This is a genomic window from Rhodothermus bifroesti (genome assembly GCF_017908595.1).
Classification (GTDB): Bacteria; Bacteroidota; Rhodothermia; order Rhodothermales; family Rhodothermaceae; genus Rhodothermus; species Rhodothermus bifroesti.
Window position 1 is genome coordinate 494,339 of record NZ_JAGKTL010000001.1, and the last position, 17,819, is coordinate 512,157.

At 56.2% G+C, this 17,819-nt stretch carries 18 protein-coding genes; 8 read left to right on the forward strand and 10 right to left on the reverse strand.

Features of this window, described 5'->3' with window-relative positions; genetic code table 11:
• Positions 1-22: 22 nt before the first annotated feature.
• The gene (locus tag J8E65_RS02005; protein WP_237181523.1) at positions 23-2,620 is read left to right on the forward strand and encodes a family 20 glycosylhydrolase; all 2,598 of its coding nucleotides are present in this window, start codon (positions 23-25) and stop codon (positions 2,618-2,620) included.
• Here J8E65_RS02005 and J8E65_RS02010 read toward each other — a convergent pair.
• The 8 genes from J8E65_RS02010 to J8E65_RS02045 form a co-directional block, all read right to left on the reverse strand.
• A complete protein-coding gene (locus J8E65_RS02010) occupies positions 2,617-3,324 on the reverse strand; it encodes a type 1 glutamine amidotransferase (protein WP_210373714.1) in 708 nt (235 codons plus the stop codon). The genes J8E65_RS02005 and J8E65_RS02010 overlap by 4 nt on opposite strands.
• A gap of 90 nt (positions 3,325-3,414) precedes the next feature.
• Positions 3,415-4,170, reverse strand: a complete 756-nt coding sequence (locus tag J8E65_RS02015; RefSeq protein WP_210373715.1) for a ChaN family lipoprotein — start codon at positions 4,168-4,170, stop codon at positions 3,415-3,417.
• A gap of 145 nt (positions 4,171-4,315) precedes the next feature.
• Entirely contained in the window at positions 4,316-5,065 is a 750-nt protein-coding gene (fabG, locus tag J8E65_RS02020; RefSeq protein WP_210373716.1) for a 3-oxoacyl-[acyl-carrier-protein] reductase, read from the reverse strand.
• Positions 5,066-5,068: 3 nt separating this feature from the next.
• A complete protein-coding gene (fabD, locus tag J8E65_RS02025) occupies positions 5,069-6,028 on the reverse strand; it encodes an ACP S-malonyltransferase (RefSeq protein ID WP_210373717.1) in 960 nt (319 codons plus the stop codon).
• 9 nt (positions 6,029-6,037) lie between these two features.
• Positions 6,038-7,072: a beta-ketoacyl-ACP synthase III gene (locus J8E65_RS02030; protein WP_210373718.1), complete on the reverse strand. Its 1,035-nt coding sequence runs from the start codon at positions 7,070-7,072 to the stop codon at positions 6,038-6,040.
• 11 nt (positions 7,073-7,083) lie between these two features.
• Positions 7,084-8,091: a phosphate acyltransferase PlsX gene (plsX, locus tag J8E65_RS02035; RefSeq protein WP_210373719.1), complete on the reverse strand. Its 1,008-nt coding sequence runs from the start codon at positions 8,089-8,091 to the stop codon at positions 7,084-7,086.
• Between the two features lie 83 nt (positions 8,092-8,174).
• Positions 8,175-8,372: a 50S ribosomal protein L32 gene (rpmF, locus tag J8E65_RS02040; protein WP_210373720.1), complete on the reverse strand. Its 198-nt coding sequence runs from the start codon at positions 8,370-8,372 to the stop codon at positions 8,175-8,177.
• Positions 8,373-8,401: 29 nt separating this feature from the next.
• On the reverse strand, positions 8,402-8,896 hold the full coding sequence (locus J8E65_RS02045; protein ID WP_210373721.1) for a YceD family protein: 495 nt from the start codon (positions 8,894-8,896) through the stop codon (positions 8,402-8,404).
• Positions 8,897-9,541: 645 nt separating this feature from the next.
• Between J8E65_RS02045 and dnaA the strand changes: the two genes are divergently transcribed.
• Both dnaA and dnaN read left to right on the forward strand, forming a co-directional pair.
• Complete coding sequence (gene dnaA, locus J8E65_RS02050; protein WP_210374044.1) at positions 9,542-11,059, forward strand: chromosomal replication initiator protein DnaA; 1,518 nt, start codon at positions 9,542-9,544, stop codon at positions 11,057-11,059.
• 62 nt (positions 11,060-11,121) lie between these two features.
• Positions 11,122-12,261, forward strand: a complete 1,140-nt coding sequence (gene dnaN / locus J8E65_RS02055; protein ID WP_210373722.1) for a DNA polymerase III subunit beta — start codon at positions 11,122-11,124, stop codon at positions 12,259-12,261.
• On the opposite strand, the gene J8E65_RS02060 is transcribed toward dnaN, so the two are convergent.
• Both J8E65_RS02060 and J8E65_RS02065 read right to left on the reverse strand, forming a co-directional pair.
• Positions 12,258-13,250, reverse strand: coding sequence for a hypothetical protein (locus J8E65_RS02060; RefSeq protein WP_210373723.1), 993 nt, complete (start codon positions 13,248-13,250; stop codon positions 12,258-12,260). The two genes, dnaN and J8E65_RS02060, sit on opposite strands and share 4 nt — an antisense overlap.
• 78 nt (positions 13,251-13,328) lie before the next feature.
• On the reverse strand, positions 13,329-13,973 hold the full coding sequence (locus tag J8E65_RS02065; protein ID WP_210373724.1) for an RNA polymerase sigma factor: 645 nt from the start codon (positions 13,971-13,973) through the stop codon (positions 13,329-13,331).
• Positions 13,974-14,204: 231 nt separating this feature from the next.
• On the opposite strand from J8E65_RS02065, the gene rplM reads away from it, so the two are divergent.
• From rplM to pyrH, 5 genes are all read left to right on the forward strand, one after another.
• A complete protein-coding gene (gene rplM, locus J8E65_RS02070) occupies positions 14,205-14,648 on the forward strand; it encodes a 50S ribosomal protein L13 (RefSeq protein WP_237181527.1) in 444 nt (147 codons plus the stop codon).
• A gap of 13 nt (positions 14,649-14,661) precedes the next feature.
• Positions 14,662-15,060: a 30S ribosomal protein S9 gene (rpsI, locus tag J8E65_RS02075; protein WP_210373725.1), complete on the forward strand. Its 399-nt coding sequence runs from the start codon at positions 14,662-14,664 to the stop codon at positions 15,058-15,060.
• Positions 15,061-15,170: 110 nt separating this feature from the next.
• A complete protein-coding gene (rpsB, locus tag J8E65_RS02080; RefSeq protein WP_210373726.1) occupies positions 15,171-16,037 on the forward strand; it encodes a 30S ribosomal protein S2 in 867 nt (288 codons plus the stop codon).
• A gap of 11 nt (positions 16,038-16,048) precedes the next feature.
• Positions 16,049-16,879: a translation elongation factor Ts gene (tsf, locus tag J8E65_RS02085; protein ID WP_210373727.1), complete on the forward strand. Its 831-nt coding sequence runs from the start codon at positions 16,049-16,051 to the stop codon at positions 16,877-16,879.
• Between the two features lie 130 nt (positions 16,880-17,009).
• Positions 17,010-17,795 (forward strand): UMP kinase, encoded by a 786-nt coding sequence (pyrH, locus tag J8E65_RS02090; RefSeq protein WP_210373728.1) that lies wholly within the window; start codon positions 17,010-17,012, stop codon positions 17,793-17,795.
• The last annotated feature ends 24 nt before the right edge of the window (positions 17,796-17,819 follow it).

Consider the following 17,819-nt stretch of genomic DNA (forward strand, 5'->3'; position numbering starts at 1 on the left):
GAATGCAAATACCTACGCTGCCATGGACCCGCTGAAGTCGTTTATCTACGGGGCTTTGCTCCTTACTGCCCCCGCCTTTGCCCAGTACCCTGCAGCCGAGCGCATAACGCTCTATTGGGGCCTTTCGGCCAATCAAGAAAACGGCCGCGCACGCTGGGAGCTGACCTTGGTCAACCAAGACACGGTGGCACTGCCAGCTTCAGGCTGGACGCTCTTTTTTAACTTTATGCGCCCCATCGACGCCCAAAGCGTCTCGCCTATGGTGCGGCTTACGCATATAAACGGTGATTTTTACCGACTAGAGCCTACCGAAACGTTCACCCCTCTTCCAGCTGGCGCGCGCCGTACGCTAACGTTTGAATCTTTGGGTCCCATCCTTAAAGCCATTGATGCCCCAACGGGCTTTTATTTTGTATTTCGCGATACCGAAGGCCAAGCGTTGCCGCCCGCGCCAGTACGCGACGTGCGCATTTTACCCTTTGTCTCCGCCTTTCAAACGCAGAGCCATCCGGCAGATCAGCGCCCTAGTCCTACCCCAGCGCTCGATTACTACCAAAATGCCTACCTCCACCTGCTTCCATCTGAAACCTTGATTCCCGTTATTCCTACCCCCTACCACCTTTCCCGTCAAGCGGGCAGTTGCCAACTCGATCGCGCGACAACCATCACCTATGAGCCTGCTTTGGCCCGCGAAGCGGACTTCTTAGCCCAAGCATTGACGCCCCTTTTAGGCACGCGCCCGCACCTGGTCGAAGGCGGTGAGGTTCAAAAAGGCATTCGGCTTCAGCTGGGCACTGTGCGCCTTCCGGATACGGGTCAACAAGTCTCCAGCGAAGCCTATCACCTCCTTATTCACCCCGCTACCGGCGTCACGATCACCGGCAGCGATCCAAGCGGTGTATTCTATGGCATCCAAACGCTCCGGCAACTCATCGATCCGAGCCAATATCGCCAAGCCAGTGGGGCCTTCTCGTTGCCTGCGGTAGAGATCATCGATGCACCCCGCTTTGGCTACCGTGGGTTACATCTGGACGTAGCCCGCAACTTCCAGCCTAAAGACGTGGTGCTCCGGTTGCTCGACGTCATGGCCCTTTACAAACTCAACCGGTTTCATTTTCACCTGACCGACGACGAAGGCTGGCGGCTGGCGATTGATGGCCTGCCTGAGCTAACTGAAATCGGGGGTTGCCGAGGACACACGGAAACCGAGTTGGACTGCCTCATCCCTTCTTACGGCTCAGGCCCTGAGGCCGGACGGCTACCCGGAAGCGGCTACTACACCCGTGAAGACTTTATCGAAATCCTTCGCTATGCCACAGCCCGGCACATCGAGGTGATTCCGGAGATCGACATGCCCGGCCACGCGCGTGCTGCTATTAAAGCTATGGAAGCCCGCTACGCGCGCTTAAAGGCGAAAGGACTCTCTGAGTCCGAAGCCGCTGCCTACCGCCTGATTGATCCGGCGGACACGTCCACTTACCGCTCTGTACAAGGCTGGGACGACAATGTGATCAACGTTTGCCTGCCTTCGACCTATCACTTTTTAGAAAAAGTGATAACAGAGCTCCAACGGCTGTATGCCGAGGCCGGGGCCCCACTGCGCGTGGTACATACCGGTGGCGACGAAGTGCCTCACGGCGCTTGGAGCGGCTCTCCAGCCTGCCAAGCGCTGATGCGGTCCGAAGGGATCCAGGATCCGGCCGAGCTACAGCCATATTTTCTGCAACGGTTTCATCAGATCTTGAGGCAGCGGGGTTTGCGCACAGCAGGATGGGAAGAAATCGCCCTTGTTAGTACCGAAGAAAACCATCGGCGCGTCCATCGCCCTAATCCACGCTTCCGCAACGAAGGCTTTCTGGTTTATGCCTGGAACAACATTTGGGGTAGTGGCGCCGAAGATCATGCCTATCGGCTGGCCAATGCCGGCTATGACGTGGTGCTTTCTCTGGCCTCAAACCTATACTTTGACTTGGCCTACACCAAACACCCCGAGGAAGCGGGGCTCTACTGGGCAGGATTTGTGGACAACGATACACCCTATCGCTTGGAACCTTTCGAGCTGTTTCTAGGCCCCCTCTATGACTGGCTGGGCCGGCCGCTGCCGCCGGAAAGATTTGCGCACCATGAACGGCTGACGCCAGAAGGCCAGCGCCACATTGTCGGCATTCAAGGACAGCTCTGGGGGGAAACGCTGCGCACGCCTGACCGCGTCTTCTACATGGCCCTACCACGCCTGCTCGCACTGGCCGAACGGGCCTGGGCCCGGCAACCCGAATGGAGCCAAATTCAGGACTCCGACGCCCGCCGTCAGGCTTTCGAGAAAGCATGGAATGAATTTGCTAATCGCCTAGGCCAGCGCGAGCTGCCCCGCCTAGATGTGGTGTATCCTGACGCCTCCTACCGCCTACCTCCGCCAGGAGCTGTGGTCGAAAACGGCTATCTAAAAGCCAATGTGGCCCTACCTGGCCTAGCCATCCACTACACGCTCGACGGCAGCGAGCCCACACCAGCCTCACCCCGCTACACCACGCCCGTTCGGCTCGAAGGCCACGGCGAAGTGCGGCTGCGCACATTCGACACCCGCGGCCGCGGCAGCCGTAGCGTACGCGTTGTTTATTAAGTACGAAAAAGGCGATCCAAAAGCTGCTCCAAAACGGCATGCAAAGGCTTATAGGCCTCAAGGGGCTGGGCCAGAAGGGTCTCTGCAGGCTGCACGTAGGCCGAACGCTGCCGGGCAGCATCGAGCTCGGCTCCCCCAGCCTGGACCAGTGCGGCCACGCTCTCAGGCGTCATTTCCAAGTGAAATTGTAAACCTAAGGCCTGATCGTTCCAGAGAAAAGCCTGGTGGGCATAAGCTGCACTTTCCATAAGATGCACTGCCCCTGGCGGTAGGTCGAACGTGTCCCCGTGCCAATGAAAAACCATTAGCTGATCCGGAAGATCAACCAGAAACGGACAGGAGCGACCTTGCGGCGTACGCCATACGGGAAACCAGCCGATTTCGGGCTGCGGGCCGGGATAAACGCGCCCACCCAACACCTCAGCCAACAGCTGTGCTCCTAGGCATATCCCGAGCACGGGTTTACCAGCCTCAAGCACAGCACGTAAAAATGCTTTTTCTGCACGAAGCCAGCTGTAGCGGTCTTCATCGTAGACCCCCATAGGTCCCCCCATGACAATCACCCCGTCGACAGTATCGGGAGCGGGCAAGACATCCCCGGCAAAAAAACGCGTAAACGCAAGGCTATAGCCGCGCTGCTGTGCCCAAGGAGCAATCTGCGCTGGCCCTTCGAAGGCAACATGCTGAAGCACGTGAAGCTGCATTGTTTCACAGCTAAGGCCTAGGATCAAGGTTAGAAGATACGTTTTTTAGCATCGCTGCGCCGAATTACAGATCCCAAAGGATCGATTGCTTCAATGACCCAAAGGCGTTAGCCATACAAAGTCGCCCAATCCCCCATGCACTTGAGGATCGAAGCGAGAAGGATCGGCAGCGGGCCGCCAGATCAGGACAAGCCCTCGGGTCCCGGGTCGATAGCGCGCAAGCATTTCTGGCGTACCCAACCCTCCCGCTACATGAAAGGCACCTGTTAGGTGTACTATGAGGGCCTCAGGCTGGCGCATCAGGTGCTTGGCCAAGGTATAGGCCATCATGGCATCTCGAAGCGCCTGGGCATCGAGCAACCGTTCCGGATCCCCGCCATGCGGACCGCTGTGCCCAGTGCGCTGCATGAAATCTAGGAACTGCTTTCGGTACAAGGGCGAAGGATTAGGATAAGGCAATGGGGGCAAATAAGCATATGCCCGAGGTGGGAGGTCATTTAAGGCTTGGCGGCCTAGACGGCTAACGCGGTTTACATAGCGCTGCGGGGCATTCGCGGCCAGGACCGGCCAGCCGTGCAACCGTGCAAATTCTACCAAGGGTCGATAGTCGCGCTCGTAGTTGGACCATGGCCGCGCTGCTTCCAAAAACTGCGCCTCGGTGATGAGCCCCTGCAGGTACTCGTCGAGCACAAGCTGCACGTCGCACTCAAACATTTCCAGTGAAAGTACCAGTGGTCGCTCTTCGCCCAAACGGGCCTGGAGCTCCTGAAGCACCTGGAGCTGCAACCGATGGGCCACGGTGTCGTCGTGCTGCTCGCCCAGGAAAACTACTTCTACCGATGCCATCGCGTCAAGCAGCTCTGGGAGCGAGGCCTGCCGCCCATCACCGAAGAATAATCCGGGTGTTGAGACCTGTGCCGCAGCCGAAAGGCTCCAAAATAGCCCAACCGCCCAAACGCCTTTGATCGTAGAAAGGCTTGGGCGTCTGTGTTTACATGGCCATGCCACCGTCGACCTGGAGTACGTGGCCTGTGATGTAGCTGGCTGCTGGAGAAGCCAGAAAGAGCACCGCTTGGGCAACGTCTTCTGGCGTGCCTGGTCGTCCGAGGGGGATGCTGTTTAACATCGCCTGGCGGGCCTGTTCAGGTAAAGCAGCCGTCATGTCTGTCTCGATGTAACCAGGGGCGACCACGTTCACCGTAATCCCCCGGCTGCCCAGCTCTCGGGCAAGGCTTTTCGAGAAACCGATAATGCCAGCTTTTGAAGCCGCATAGTTGGTCTGTCCAGCATTGCCCATGATACCGACCACCGAGGAAAGGGTGATGATGCGGCCACTGCGCTGGCGCATCATGGGACGGTAGACCTGCTTACAAAAGTTAAACACGCTCTTTAGGTTGGCTGCCAGCACGGCGTCCCAGTCGGCTTCGGTCATGCGGAGCAGCAAGTTATCGCGTGTAATGCCGGCATTGTTTACAAGCACATCGATCGTCCCCCAGGCCTCTAGGATCGCTTCTACAACCCGGCCTGCTGCTTCAAAATCGGCCGCATCGGCTTGAAAGGCCAGGACCGCCGTACCATGTTGTTCAAGTTTTCTTTGCAGTGCTTCAGCCTCTTGCACCGAGCTGCGATAGGTAAAGGCAACGCGAGCGCCCGCCTGGGCAAAGGCCTCCACAATGGCACGCCCGATGCCTCGGGTTCCCCCGGTCACCAGGACCGATTTACCGGAAAAGTCGAATGTCATAGGTCAGTGCTTTTGCTGGAGCAGGGTTTCCAATTCCTCGGCTGTACCTACAGTGAGGACCTGAACCTCACGGCCTAAGGTGCGCCGGACCAAACCGGCTAAGACATTCCCTGGTCCAACTTCCCAAAACGTGGCAATGCCATCGCCTTGCATGCGACGTAGGGTCTGGGTAAAGCGAACAGGAGCCAGCATTTGCTCCACTAGCCGATCCCGAATTTCACTGGGATCTCGGCTTGGTGCAGCCGTTACGTTGAGATAAACTGGACACCGAGGCACATGCAGCGGCACATGCGCAATGGCTTCGGCCAACTGTCGGCTGGCTTCTTCCATAAGCGGCGAGTGAAAGGCCCCACTCACCGGAAGCATCACGACACGGCGCGCCCCCTGTGCTTGGGCTTTTTCCACGGCCCGCGACACGGCTTTCACCTCGCCAGAGATCACAACTTGTCCTGGCGCATTATAGTTCGCTGGCTGCACCCATCCATATCCCTCGGCAACGGTCTCCTGGCAAAGTGCCTCGACCGCTGCGTCTTCTAATCCCAGGATTGCGGCCATGGCACCAGGGTGCTTGTGACCAGCCTGGGCCATCAGCTGCCCTCGTAGGCGCACCAGGCGGAGTCCCTCTTCAAATGAGAGTGCCCCAGCTGCTGCCAGTGCGCTGTATTCACCCAAGCTATGCCCAGCAACAGCATCAGGATAGCAACCTGCCGCCTCAAGCACCGCCACCACCGCTAGGCTATGCACGTAGAGGGCTGGCTGCGTGATCTCGGTCTGAGCCAGCCTTGCGGCGGCAGCTTCTGGGTCTTCGGTAGCGTTACCGAACATGTAGGCCGTCAGGTCAAACTCGAGCAGCCGATTAGCCGCCTCCAAAAGGGCTCTTGCTTGGGAGAAACGGGCCCATAGGTCTTGGGCCATTCCTACGCGTTGTGAGCCTTGCCCAGGAAACAACCAGGCCTGCGCCATAGGCAAAAGTTATGCGCTTGTTGCAACGGCAGCCCTTTCAGCTTCGGCTGCCACTTTGTCGCCATCGTAGGCCCACTTCAGATAGGCAGCACCCCAGGTGAATCCCCCTCCGAAAGCGGCCAAGATGAGGTTATCGCCCCGCCGCAACTGTCGCTCCCAGTCGTACAGGCACAAGGGGATGGTTGCCGCCGTGGTGTTCCCATACCGGTCAATGTTGACCATGACCTTGTCGGCCTCAAGTCCCATGCGACGGGCTGTAGCATCGATGATGCGCAAGTTGGCCTGATGAGGCACCAAGTAGCGCACCATCTCGGCTGTTAGGTTGTTACGCTCCATGATTTCGACCGCTACCTGCGCCATGCCTTCAACAGCCAGTTTAAAGACCGACCTGCCCTCCTGATACAGATAATGGAGCTTGCGGTCAACTGTCTCATGCGTAGGAGGGTTGAGACTACCGCCACCCAGCATGCACAGCAGCTGCCAGTCGCGACCGTCGCAGTATGCTACCGAATCGATCAGGCCACATTCTGGATCGGGTTCAAGCAGCACAGCAGCCGCAGCATCCCCAAAGAGAATACAGTTGTTGCGGTCGGTGTAATCCGTGATCGTGCTCATCTTGTCGGCCCCGATTACCAGCACACGCTCATGTTTGCCGCTTTCGATAAAGCGGGCCGCGGTCGACAGCGCAAACAAAAAGCCACTACAAGCTGCAGACAGATCAAAACCCCAAGCCCGACGCGCACCCAAGTTGGCTTGGACCAAGCAGGCGGTGGCTGGGAAAAACATATCTGGGGTGACGGTAGCCACGATGATCAGCTCAACCTCGTCGGGATCCATACCGCGCTTTTGCAGCGCTTCACGCGCGGCTTCTGTAGCCATGTAAGAAGTTGCCTTATCTGGATCCCGAAGGATGCGGCGTTCGCGAATGCCCGTTCGCGTTCGGATCCATTCGTCAGAGGTATCGACCATCTGCTCTAGATCCGCATTGGTCAGGCGATCTTCTGGCAGAAAGTGGCCAACAGCCGTAATGGCAGCGTAAGGCATAGGGTTCAAGTTCAGGCTGGATGAAAAGCTTCGGCAATAGAACGCACAACGTCTTGTTCGACCATCTCCGCGGCAGCCCAGATCATACGCGCAATCGCACGGGCAGAAGAGCTGCCATGTCCGATCACGACGGGACCGTTTACGCCCAGCAGGGGGGCACCTCCGTATTCTTCGTAATCAAAGCGGCGCAGCACGTTGCGCAACAGTCCCAGTACCAGCCGCTGCTGCGCTTCCTCAAGACCTTGGGCTTTCATTTCCTGCCGTAGCATTTCCACAAAGGCCGTCACCATGCTCTCGCCTAGCTTAAGCATGATGTTACCCACAAAGCCGTCGCAAACCACCACGTCGGCAGCATGGTGCATGAGGTCGCGCCCTTCAATATTGCCCCGAAAGTTAATATCAGGAGCCGCTTGTAAAAGTTCGTAGGCAGCTTTGGTTAGGGCATTACCTTTACCAGGCTCTTCGCCCACGTTCAGTAGCCCTACGACCGGATGCGGGAGTTGCCACACCCGTTCCACAAACACCGATCCCATCCGAGCAAACTGCAGCAGGTGCTCCGGCTTGCAGTCGACGTTGGTGCCAATGTCAAGCACCAAGCAGCGGCCACGCGTAGTGGGGAAAAAGCCTACAACCGATGGACGTGCAATCTCTGTTATTCGACCCAGCACAAAAAGCGCCACTGCCATCACTGCCCCTGTGTTGCCTGCACTGGCAAAGGCATCAGCCTGCTTTTGCGCCACAGCCTGCAATCCCAGGTGGATTGACGAACGGGGCTTGGTCTTTACCGCGCTGGCCGGCGACTCAGCCATACCGATGACTTCTGGGGCATCGATCAGCACCAAGGCTGCATTTTCCTGCACCCCTCGCTGCTGCAGCTCCGCTTCCAAGAGGGAACGCGGCCCAAAAAGCTGAATTTGCAGGCGCTCTGGAGCTTCCCGAAGCGCCTGCAAAGCCCCTTCAACGACTACTGCTGGCGCGGCATCGCCGCCCATAGCATCTACCGCAACGCGAATGGCCATGTGCTCGTTTGCCGTTTAGGTCTACGGCTCGAGGTGCCAAAATACAACGTACCGCCCTAAGATGCGACAGGGTGGCCCGTGTTTTAAGCGAACTCTGCCACGTCGACGACTTTGCGCCCGCGATAGTAGCCGCAGGAGGGGCAGGCGTGATGCCGCAGCCTCATGTTTCCACAATTGGAGCACTCCACAAGCGGCAATGAGGCCGTTACAAGTTGGCGATAGTAGACTGCCCGCCGCTTACGCGTGCGCGCCTTTGAGTGTCTACGCTTCGGATTGGCCATAATCCAAAAGGCTTAGATGGTGGGTGTAATTAACAGTTTCGCAATCGTCGCAGTACCTCCCAGCGCGGATCCATCGGCAGAGCTTCTTCTGGCGATGTCTCTGCAGCGCCAAACTGTGTAGGCAGCGGGAGGGCCTCTGCACCCGGCTTGACCTTCCGCAGCGGAATGGCCAAAAGCAACGTATCCCGCACCACGTCTGTTAAATCTACATACCGGTCCGAAGGCCTCAGCTCCCGCACCTCTTCCACATCAGCCCGCGCGATGGCCGTGCCTGGCGGCGCATAAAACAACGTATAGCTACCTTCAATGGCCTGTTTAAACAGCTCCAGCGTGCGGTCACACTCTAAGGTAGCTGTGGCTCCCGCCCAGAGGTGCACCAGCAATCGCCCATCGTAGTAGTCCAGCGTCAGCTCGACGCGGATATCTTCAAACACAGCTGGGTCTAACTCCAGCGCCTCAGCAGACGGCCTTAGGGTCAGATGCTGGCCTCCAGGCCGCAATGCCGTTAAATCAAGCCGCACCATGACACACCCTCCCAAGCACTGTCGGTAAACAACCGCAAACCAACGAGGTGGAGCATTCAGAGTTCCCGGAAATATCCAAGTGAAGCCCTCAAAACCCTCTCTACTGCACGGATTTTCTAAGCTATTTTCCCTAGAAACTCGGCAGGACTTCACGCAACAGGCCAAACGCCTTGCAAAACGCCGGGTTCAAGACTTTCCCTAAGCAGTAAGGTTCAGCATCGTAACATTACACAGCCCAACTTGCGGTTCAGCATCCGAAGCTGTAGCATTACTTTACACCCGGGTAACAGGCGCGGGGAGTGCACAAGCCTCTCTAAAACTGTGGATAACTTGTGCAAAACCCCGCCCAAAGTGCACAACTGCCTACTTTCTGCTTTTGCCCTGTGGCTTTAGGCAAAAAGACGTGAATTTTAACCACACCTTAACATTACAAGTGTTTATAAAACAAATACTTGTATAAAACGAGCACATGTGGACAACTTGTGGAAAACATACTGGAGCTATAGCAGAAGCAACCACGTTACCCACAGGAAACCCACAGGTTGTGCATAAGTGGTGTATAACCTATGGCGTGCTAAAGCCGTGTGTATGGAGTTTTCTGCGTTGAACACCTTGCCAACATTTGTGACGACACCGCCTGCGGGCATGGAGCGAACACCAGAAGCAGTCTGGAAAGCTTGTCTCGAGATCATTCGAGACAACGTCAGTCGGCAGAGCTACAAAACCTGGTTTGAACCGATTAAGCCGCTCAGCCTTGTAGAAGAGGCAGAGCAAATTAAGCTGACGGTACAACTTCCCAGCCGGTTTTACTATGAATGGCTAGAAGAGCACTACTACAGTCTGCTGCGCAAAACCATTACCAAGGTGCTGGGGCCGCGGGCGCGCCTGTTTTATAAGATTGTAATCGAGAAAGAAGACCCCGAAAGTGGCTTTGAGGGTGCCACAATGAGCCTGCCAGCCCGTACGACGGAAGAGCCCCCTCCTGTGCCCCGCCCTGTGGCCTCACGACAAGAACCCTTGGAAGAAACCACCCCTACGGCCCTTTTACCCCCTTCAGCAGCCGAGTCAAGAAAAGCAGAACCGGTTATCGCCCATCCGTTTGCCATCCCTGGCATCCGCCGCATTCAGGTTGATAGCAATTTGGACCCCGACTATACGTTCGACCGATTTATTGAAGGCGACTGCAATCGCTTAGCCCGGAGTGCTGCCCTAGCTATTGCCAAGCAGCCAGGCACGACCAGTTTTAATCCTTTTCTGGTTTACGGCGGTGTCGGTTTAGGAAAAACCCACCTGATTCAAGCTATTGGGAACTATGCCCGCCAGTACCGCACTGCGGAAACGATCCTCTACGTCTCTAGCGAGCGCTTTACGAATGAATTTGTACAGGCCATCCAGCACAATCGGATAAGCGAGTTTTCAATGTTTTATCGCCAGATTGATTTGCTTATCGTAGACGACATCCAGTTCTTTGGAGGCAAAGAGAAAACCCAAGAAGAGTTTTTCCACATCTTCAACGCACTGCACCAAGCGGGCAAGCAGATCGTGCTTTCCGCTGACCGGCCACCGAGAGAAATTCCCGGCATTGAAGAACGCCTGCTCTCTCGGTTCCAATGGGGACTTACGGTCGACGTGCAACCGCCAGACTTAGAAACCCGCATCGCGATTCTGCGCCGCAAAGCCGAAGATGAAGGCATTGAACTCAAAGACGAAGTCATCGAGTTCATTGCCCATCACATCAAAAGCAATATCCGCGAGCTGGAAGGGGCTTTGCTTCGCCTGGTGGCCCATTCTGCTTTCCATAAGTGCGAAACTGACATAAACTTAGCCCGAGAAGTGCTGCGCGATCTGATTAAAGACACCCGTGTTACGCTAACGGTTGAGGAAATTCAACAGATCGTCTGTGAGTACTTCCGGATTCCTCCCGACCAAGTGCGGGCCAAAACGCGCAAACGCGAGGTCGTGCAAGCCCGTCAGGTAGCCATGTACTTTTGCAAACACTTTACCCAGCACTCGCTAAAGTCCATTGGCCTGTATTTTGGCGGCCGAGATCACTCCACGGTCATCCACGCTATCCAAAGCGTACAAGACCAAATGGAGACAGATCCTAATTTCCGTGAACTCATCGAAGCGCTGCAGCATAAAATTTCCTTGCGCAGCCGCTAAGCTTGAACAAAGATTTTTCTATATTTTAGGGGACAACTTCCGAAAGTCTTTCTAGAGGGGTTATGCGTTTCACTGTGAACTCGACCGATTTGCTTAAAGCCCTTACCACGGTGGCCGGAGCCGTACCTTCCAAGGCCACGATGCCCATTTTAGAGTGTATTCTTTTTGAAGCTAGTGGCGAGACGCTGCTGCTGAAGGCCACAGATTTAGAAATCTCCATTGCAGAGCGACTCGCGGTCCGCATGGAACCACAAAACGGAACGCTTGGAGCCCGACGCGTCGCCGTACCCGCCCGTCGACTGCTCGAAACACTGCGTGCCCTACCAGACCAGCCTGTCCAGTTCGCAGCCGACGAGTCCTTTACGGTAACGCTGACCACCGAGCAGGGACATTATAAAATGGTCGGCTTCGACGGTGCCGACTATCCCGCGTTGCCTGAACTGGAAGAAGCCCATATGATTTCTATTGAGGCACAGCTCATTCGGCGGGCCATCCAGAAAACCGCGTTTGCAGTAAGTAAGGATGCGCTTCGCCCTGCCATGATGGGCATCTTTTTCCAGATTTTGCCTGAAGAAGGACGCGTTGTCTCCACCGATGGGCACCGCTTGGTGCGCTTCCGGCTTCGGGAGTTGACCTATCCTAAACCTTTAGCTTTTATTGTACCAGAAAAGGCGACCACGCTGGTGGCACGCTTGGCCGCGCACGCCGATGGAAGCCTCACCTTGCGCGTAGGCGAACGTCACGTTGCCTTTGATCTCGGTAGTGCACGCATCCTTAGCCGCCTTATTGACGAAGTCTACCCCAACTACGAAGCGGTTATTCCGCTGGAAAACGACCGGCGCCTAACCGTAGATCGCAATGCATTTCTGGCTGCCGTTAAGCGCGTAGGCCTATATGCTTCGACCACAACCAACCAAGTACGCCTACGCCTAGAAAAAAATCACGTAGAAATTGCTGCCGAAGATATCGAGCGGGCCAGTGAAGCCTACGAGCGCATTCCCTGTGCCTACGAAGGGGAGCCTATGGTGATCGGCTTTAATGCCAGCTACCTGACCGAAGTCGTAGGGAACGTCGATTCCGATGAAGTGGTGCTGGAGTTTAGCTCGCCTAACCGTGCAGGGGTGGTTACGCCGCATGACCAGGCCGAAGGGGAAGACCTACTGATGCTGATCATGCCGGTCATGCTCAACACGTACGCTTAAGACCGCCGCTCAAGCGCAGCTAAAGCCTCAAGCAGACGCTGGGCTTCTGCCGCATGCGGCCCTTCCAGCTCAACCGCTTGCAAAAAGGCTTGGCGTGCAGCCGGCACATCCTCCAAAAGCAGTTGCACCTTGCCCAGCAAAAAGGCTGCTTCATGCCGCAGCAGTGGAGAAGCCTCCGGCTGGGAAACGACGTGTAGGAGAAGCGCTGCGGCCTCTTGAAGCGGCGCTTTGCGGTAATGCGGAAAAAGCCCTAAAACCGAAGTGTATGCTTGACGTAGCTGCGCAACAGCCTGCCTATAAGCCGCTTCGGGACCAGCACTTTCCAAAGGCTCACCACGATACGTGTCCACCTCCAACAAAACAGGCGCAATAAACCCCAACCGCTCCAGCTCCGACTGCTGATGGCGACCCCAGACAAACAGGGCACTGTAGAGCGCAGCAAACCCCACCACCACCAACGCCCCACGCTCTACCCAGCGCCACCGACGCCCTTGCCGACCTAAAGCGCGAGCAGAGCGGTCTCCCCAATGCTTTGCAACGCGTCCTGAACGAGCTCCCAGCGGTTCGCTACACCTTACCTCTTCCAACGCTTCGGCTTCAATCTGGTAACCCGTAAGCGACCCAAAGTGCTGAACGGCATCAAAGCTCCCGATCAACGCCTGCAATCGATCGGCCAGCACCTCGAGCCGCTGCTGCAGTGCCACGTTGGCCCGCAGCTCGGTTTCCAACGCACTAAAATAGGCCTGCACTTCAAGTGGCAGGGTTCCTGAAAAACGACGGGTCACCAAGTAATAGGCCAATAACTCTTCAAACCTGGATTCCCCTGGGTCAGGATGCAAAGGACGTAAAACAGGTGTAAGTTCTTCGATAGCTTCCAGAAGCGGTTGCCACTCTGGCTGCTCCTCCTGAATCTGCTGAGCAAGGGCCTCCTGTTCTTCCGCAGCAAGCCAAGGATATTGCAAAAGCTTTTGAACCTGGAAATCTCTCATACCCCTCACCCCTCTTTTAAGCAGTTCTTTTCTTTAAAGAAACCTTGCCACAAGTTCCGTAACCTTGGTGCTAGTTTTTTACGCTTCAAGCAAAGCCCGAAACTCTTGCAATTCCGGATCCGTGCGCAAACGTTCCAATGCGCGGTGCAGATAAACCCGAATCGTAGGCGGTGGTTTACGCAAACTTCGGCTGATTTCCTCATAAGACAACCGCTCTAGCAAAGCCAATCGCGCCACTTCCCGCAAAAAATTCGGCAGACGCCCAATCGCTGCTACCACTGCGGAAACCCATAGGGATAGATCCTCCGCTTGCAAGCTATCGATCGGCTCTTCGCTCCCCTCCTCTTCCTCATCGACCAGGGCGTCTGGCCGCATCTGGTGCCGCAGATGGTTTAAAAAAGCATGCCTGCAAGCACTTGCCACCCACGCCACAAACCGCTCAGGATAGCGCACCGAGTCCAAATTGCTACGCAGCCGCAAAAAGGTCTCTCCCACCAGCGCTTCCAACCCTACCACCGAAAGCCTGGGGTTCTGCAGCGCCTTGATGAAAAAATACCGCAACACGTAGCAATACAGCCAAATTTCCAACAACTCTTGTGCCTCAGGTGTTCTATGCTGACGCCAGCGCACGTAGAGTTCTCCTACACGCGTGTAGTCGTCCAAGGAAAATGGCAAGCGACGGGCCAGCACATCTATGGACGTCAATTCAGCGGCAGGCTCCATGTGCATCAGCTAACAGGTTAGACGTCAGCTACAGGATAAAAACTTTTGCATCAAGAATAAAGGAAGAATAGTATAAGCAGAAAACCTTTTGTTGTGAATGGCGTGGGAGGGGGAGTCGTTCGTGGAACGGCTACTACATTGACAAACGACAATAGAATCCCTAACTTTTTAAGCTCTGTATGCGGCAGCTCCAGAGAGCTGAAGCGTTTTTAAGGTTAAGCCAGGGGCGCTATGGACGTTATCAGCTATAAGACCTACAGTGCAAAACCGGCAGAGATCTCCCGTACGTGGTACCTTATCGATGCAGAGGGTCAGGTGCTGGGCCGGTTGGCGTCTCGCATTGCGGCCATCCTGCGTGGCAAACACAAGCCGACCTTTACGCCGCACGTTGATGGAGGCGACTTTGTGATCGTGATCAATGCCGACAAAGTACGTTTGACTGGAAAGAAAGAAACCAAAAAGCTCTATTTCCATCACTCAGGCCAGCCTGGGGGAGCGCGCTTGCGCTCGCCGGCCTACATGCGCCGGCATCGGCCTGAATTTCTCATCGAGCATGCTGTACGAGGCATGCTGCCCAAGGGGCCTTTAGGACGCCGCATGTTTCGCAAACTCAAAGTTTACGCAGGCCCTTCGCATCCCCATGGAGCACAGAAGCCCACAGAGCTGACGCTGTAAGGAGCATAAGACGATGAACGCTACCTTAACGCAGTGGATTGCCGTAGGCCGTCGGAAAACAGCTACAGCGCGTGTGTATTTGCGGCCAGGCACAGGCCAAGTTACAGTGAACCGCCGTCCCTTTGAAGACTACTTTCCGCTGGAGTGGCGGCGCAAAGTGATTTTAGCTCCCTTGGAGGTGACGGGGACGTTGGGACAGTTCGATGTGTTGGTTAACGTGCAGGGAGGAGGTCTTAGCGGCCAGGCCGAGGCCGTTCGCCATGGTATTGCCCGCGCATTAGTCGCCTACAACCCGGAGTTTCGCAAGCCGTTGCGTGAAGCGGGCTTTCTGACACGCGACCCGCGTATGGTCGAGCGCAAAAAATATGGTCAGCCCAAAGCACGCAAACGGTTCCAGTTCTCCAAGCGATAATTTTCTTGTTCATCTCCCATACCTCCCGATGCCTGGTTGGGTGGCTGCAGCGCATGCAGCTTGGCCAGGCAGTAGACGGAGGTAGTGGCCTAACCCAAACCAAGTAAACCATGAATACACCGGAAACTCCAGTCGTCGAAACGACAACCCCTTCAGCGGTAGCTGCTGAAGCCCCTGCGCCTGAAACGCGACATCGCGTGACCATTGAAGAACTCCTCAAGGCGGGTGTGCACTTCGGCCACCTGACCAGTCGATGGAATCCCAAAATGCGCCCCTTTATCTTTATGGAGCGCAATGGGATTCATATTATTGATTTGGTCCAAACGCAGCAACTTCTAGATCGAGCGGCTGAAGCTGCTGCCCGTTTTGCCCGGCAGGGGAAAAAAATCCTCTTTGTAGGCACCAAAAAGCAGGCACGCGACATCGTACGTGCCCAAGCCGAGGCCTGTGGCCAGCCCTACGTAGTTGAACGCTGGCTGGGTGGCACCTTGACCAACTTCCAAACCATCCGCCAGAGCATCCGCCGCATGGAAGAACTGGCCCGCATGGAAGAAGAGGGCATCTTGAGCCAGCTTAAGAAAAAAGAACGGCTCATGAAACAACGCGAGCGGGAAAAGCTGGAGCGGACGCTCGGCGGCATCGCGCAAATGGCGCGCCTTCCGGGTGCTTTGTTTATTGTGGATGTGGTGCGCGAGCACATTGCGGTCAGTGAAGCCCGCAAATTGGGCATTCCGATTATTGCCTTAGTGGACACCAATGCTGATCCAGAGCTGATCGACTACCCGATTCCAGCCAACGACGACGCGGTCAGGTCGATCGAGCTCATTACTTCGGTGATCGCCAACGCCATCATCGAGGGCGCCAAACAGCGAGAGCAGGAAGAAGCTGCGCGTAAGGCAGAGAAAGAAAAACGTGCCCAAGAAGCTGAGGCCACCAAAGAAACCCGCGCCAAAAGACGTTCCAAGAAAGAATCCTGATCTAGAAACCTATGGCCATCTCGGCACAGGATGTTAAACGGCTCCGCGAAATGACTGGGGCCGGCATGATGGATTGTAAGCAAGCCTTAGAAGAGGCTGGAGGCGATTTTGAGGTAGCCATTGAGCTGCTGCGCAAAAAAGGCCAAAAAGTGGCGGCCAAACGGGCTGAGCGTGAAGCAAAAGAAGGGCTAGTGGTCACGGCCGTTGCTGCCGACGGACGTGCAGGAGCGATTGTTGAGGTAAACTGCGAGACCGACTTTGTCGCTCGCAACGAGGAGTTTGCCACGTTTGCCCGCCAAGTAGCTGAGCTGATTCTCCAAGCCCAGCCTTCGGAACTGACAGAGCTCCTGGCGCTTCGCCTGCCAGACGGCCGCACGGTTGAAACAGCCTTGCTGGACCTGACGGGCAAAATTGGCGAAAAGATCGCTATCCGTCGCTTTGCGGTGCTCACCAGCGATCAGGGTCGCATCATTTCCTATGTGCACCCCGGCTCACGCTTAGGCGTGCTTGTCGAAGTTTTCGGCGATGGCCAATTGGAAGAAGCCGGACGGGATGTGGCGATGCAAGTAGCTGCCATGAATCCACTGGCTGTTCGTCGCGAAGAAGTCCCTGAGTCGGTGCGCGCCAAAGAACTGGAAATTGCCCGCGAAGCCGCACGCAACGAAGGCAAGCCCGAACACATTCTGGACCGCATCGCCCAAGGGAAACTGGAACGGTTCTACAAGGACCATGTGCTGCTCGAGCAGGCCTTTATCAAGGACGCTACGCTCAGCGTAGCGCAGCGGCTAGCGCAGGCGGGCGTCAATGTGCGACGCTTCGTACGCTACGCCCTGGGAGACTAACCCAGCCTAACCCGAGCCTCAAACGGTTCGGGTTTTTTTGCGCTGGGCAGCGCTCACAGCTGCCCGGCGCGTTGCCAAACCTACCGTTTTCGCGTAGCTTTGGGGCAGCAAACTTGCCGCAGCTTGCAAAATGAACGCCGATGCAGACACGCCGGCGCGTCTTGGACGACCGCGCTACCGCCGGATCTTGCTTAAACTCAGCGGCGAAGCCCTGATGGGCCAAAAAGCCTATGGCATCGACTGGGATGTGCTTGAAGCCTATGCCCAAGAAATCCGCCAAGTTGTTCAACTGGGCGTTTCGGTTGGGATTGTCATTGGTGGGGGCAATATTTTTCGCGGTGTGCAAAACGCACGACGCGGCATGACCCGTGCCCATGCCGACTACATGGGCATGCTGGCCACCATGATTAATGCCATGGCCCTACAGGATGCGCTCGAACAAGCAGGCCTAGATACGCGCTTGCAGTCGAGCATCAAAATGGAACAGATCGCCGAACCTTTCATTCGTCGACGTGCCATTCGCCATCTGGAAAAGGGGCGCGTGGTCATTTTTGGCGCTGGTACTGGGAACCCCTACTTTACCACCGACACCGCTGCTGCCCTGCGTGCTTTAGAGATCGAAGCCGACGTACTGCTCAAAGGCACCCGCGTCGAGGGCGTCTACTCCGCAGATCCAGAGCGCGATCCCGAAGCCCGACTCTTTACCTCTATCCATGGACGCGAAGTCATCCGGCGCGATCTGAAGGTAATGGACATGACCGCTTTTACCCTCTGCCGGGAAGCCGGACTCCCTATTGTGGTGTTCAATATGAATAAACAGGGCAACCTGCTACGCGTCGTGTGTGGCGAACCGGTGGGCACGCTGGTCTACTGGACCGAAACGCCCCCTACTTTCGCCGAAGTGGCCCAAGCCTGAATCCTCGTAATCCATTAAATTCTA

Bases quoted from the DNA above. Each gene is read 5' to 3' on its own strand.
- J8E65_RS02005 (WP_237181523.1), top strand. From the start codon at position 23: ATGGACCCGCTGAAGTCGTTTATCTACGGGGCTTTGCTCCTTACTGCC.
- J8E65_RS02010 (WP_210373714.1), bottom strand. From the start codon at position 3,324: ATGCAGCTTCACGTGCTTCAGCATGTTGCCTTCGAAGGGCCAGCGCAG.
- J8E65_RS02015 (WP_210373715.1), bottom strand. From the start codon at position 4,170: ATGGCATCGGTAGAAGTAGTTTTCCTGGGCGAGCAGCACGACGACACC.
- fabG (WP_210373716.1), bottom strand. From the start codon at position 5,065: ATGACATTCGACTTTTCCGGTAAATCGGTCCTGGTGACCGGGGGAACC.
- fabD (WP_210373717.1), bottom strand. From the start codon at position 6,028: ATGGCGCAGGCCTGGTTGTTTCCTGGGCAAGGCTCACAACGCGTAGGA.
- J8E65_RS02030 (WP_210373718.1), bottom strand. From the start codon at position 7,072: ATGCCTTACGCTGCCATTACGGCTGTTGGCCACTTTCTGCCAGAAGAT.
- plsX (WP_210373719.1), bottom strand. From the start codon at position 8,091: ATGGCCATTCGCGTTGCGGTAGATGCTATGGGCGGCGATGCCGCGCCA.
- rpmF (WP_210373720.1), bottom strand. From the start codon at position 8,372: ATGGCCAATCCGAAGCGTAGACACTCAAAGGCGCGCACGCGTAAGCGG.
- J8E65_RS02045 (WP_210373721.1), bottom strand. From the start codon at position 8,896: ATGGTGCGGCTTGATTTAACGGCATTGCGGCCTGGAGGCCAGCATCTG.
- dnaA (WP_210374044.1), top strand. From the start codon at position 9,542: ATGGAGCGAACACCAGAAGCAGTCTGGAAAGCTTGTCTCGAGATCATT.
- dnaN (WP_210373722.1), top strand. From the start codon at position 11,122: ATGCGTTTCACTGTGAACTCGACCGATTTGCTTAAAGCCCTTACCACG.
- J8E65_RS02060 (WP_210373723.1), bottom strand. From the start codon at position 13,250: ATGAGAGATTTCCAGGTTCAAAAGCTTTTGCAATATCCTTGGCTTGCT.
- J8E65_RS02065 (WP_210373724.1), bottom strand. From the start codon at position 13,973: ATGGAGCCTGCCGCTGAATTGACGTCCATAGATGTGCTGGCCCGTCGC.
- rplM (WP_237181527.1), top strand. From the start codon at position 14,205: ATGGACGTTATCAGCTATAAGACCTACAGTGCAAAACCGGCAGAGATC.
- rpsI (WP_210373725.1), top strand. From the start codon at position 14,662: ATGAACGCTACCTTAACGCAGTGGATTGCCGTAGGCCGTCGGAAAACA.
- rpsB (WP_210373726.1), top strand. From the start codon at position 15,171: ATGAATACACCGGAAACTCCAGTCGTCGAAACGACAACCCCTTCAGCG.
- tsf (WP_210373727.1), top strand. From the start codon at position 16,049: ATGGCCATCTCGGCACAGGATGTTAAACGGCTCCGCGAAATGACTGGG.
- pyrH (WP_210373728.1), top strand. From the start codon at position 17,010: ATGAACGCCGATGCAGACACGCCGGCGCGTCTTGGACGACCGCGCTAC.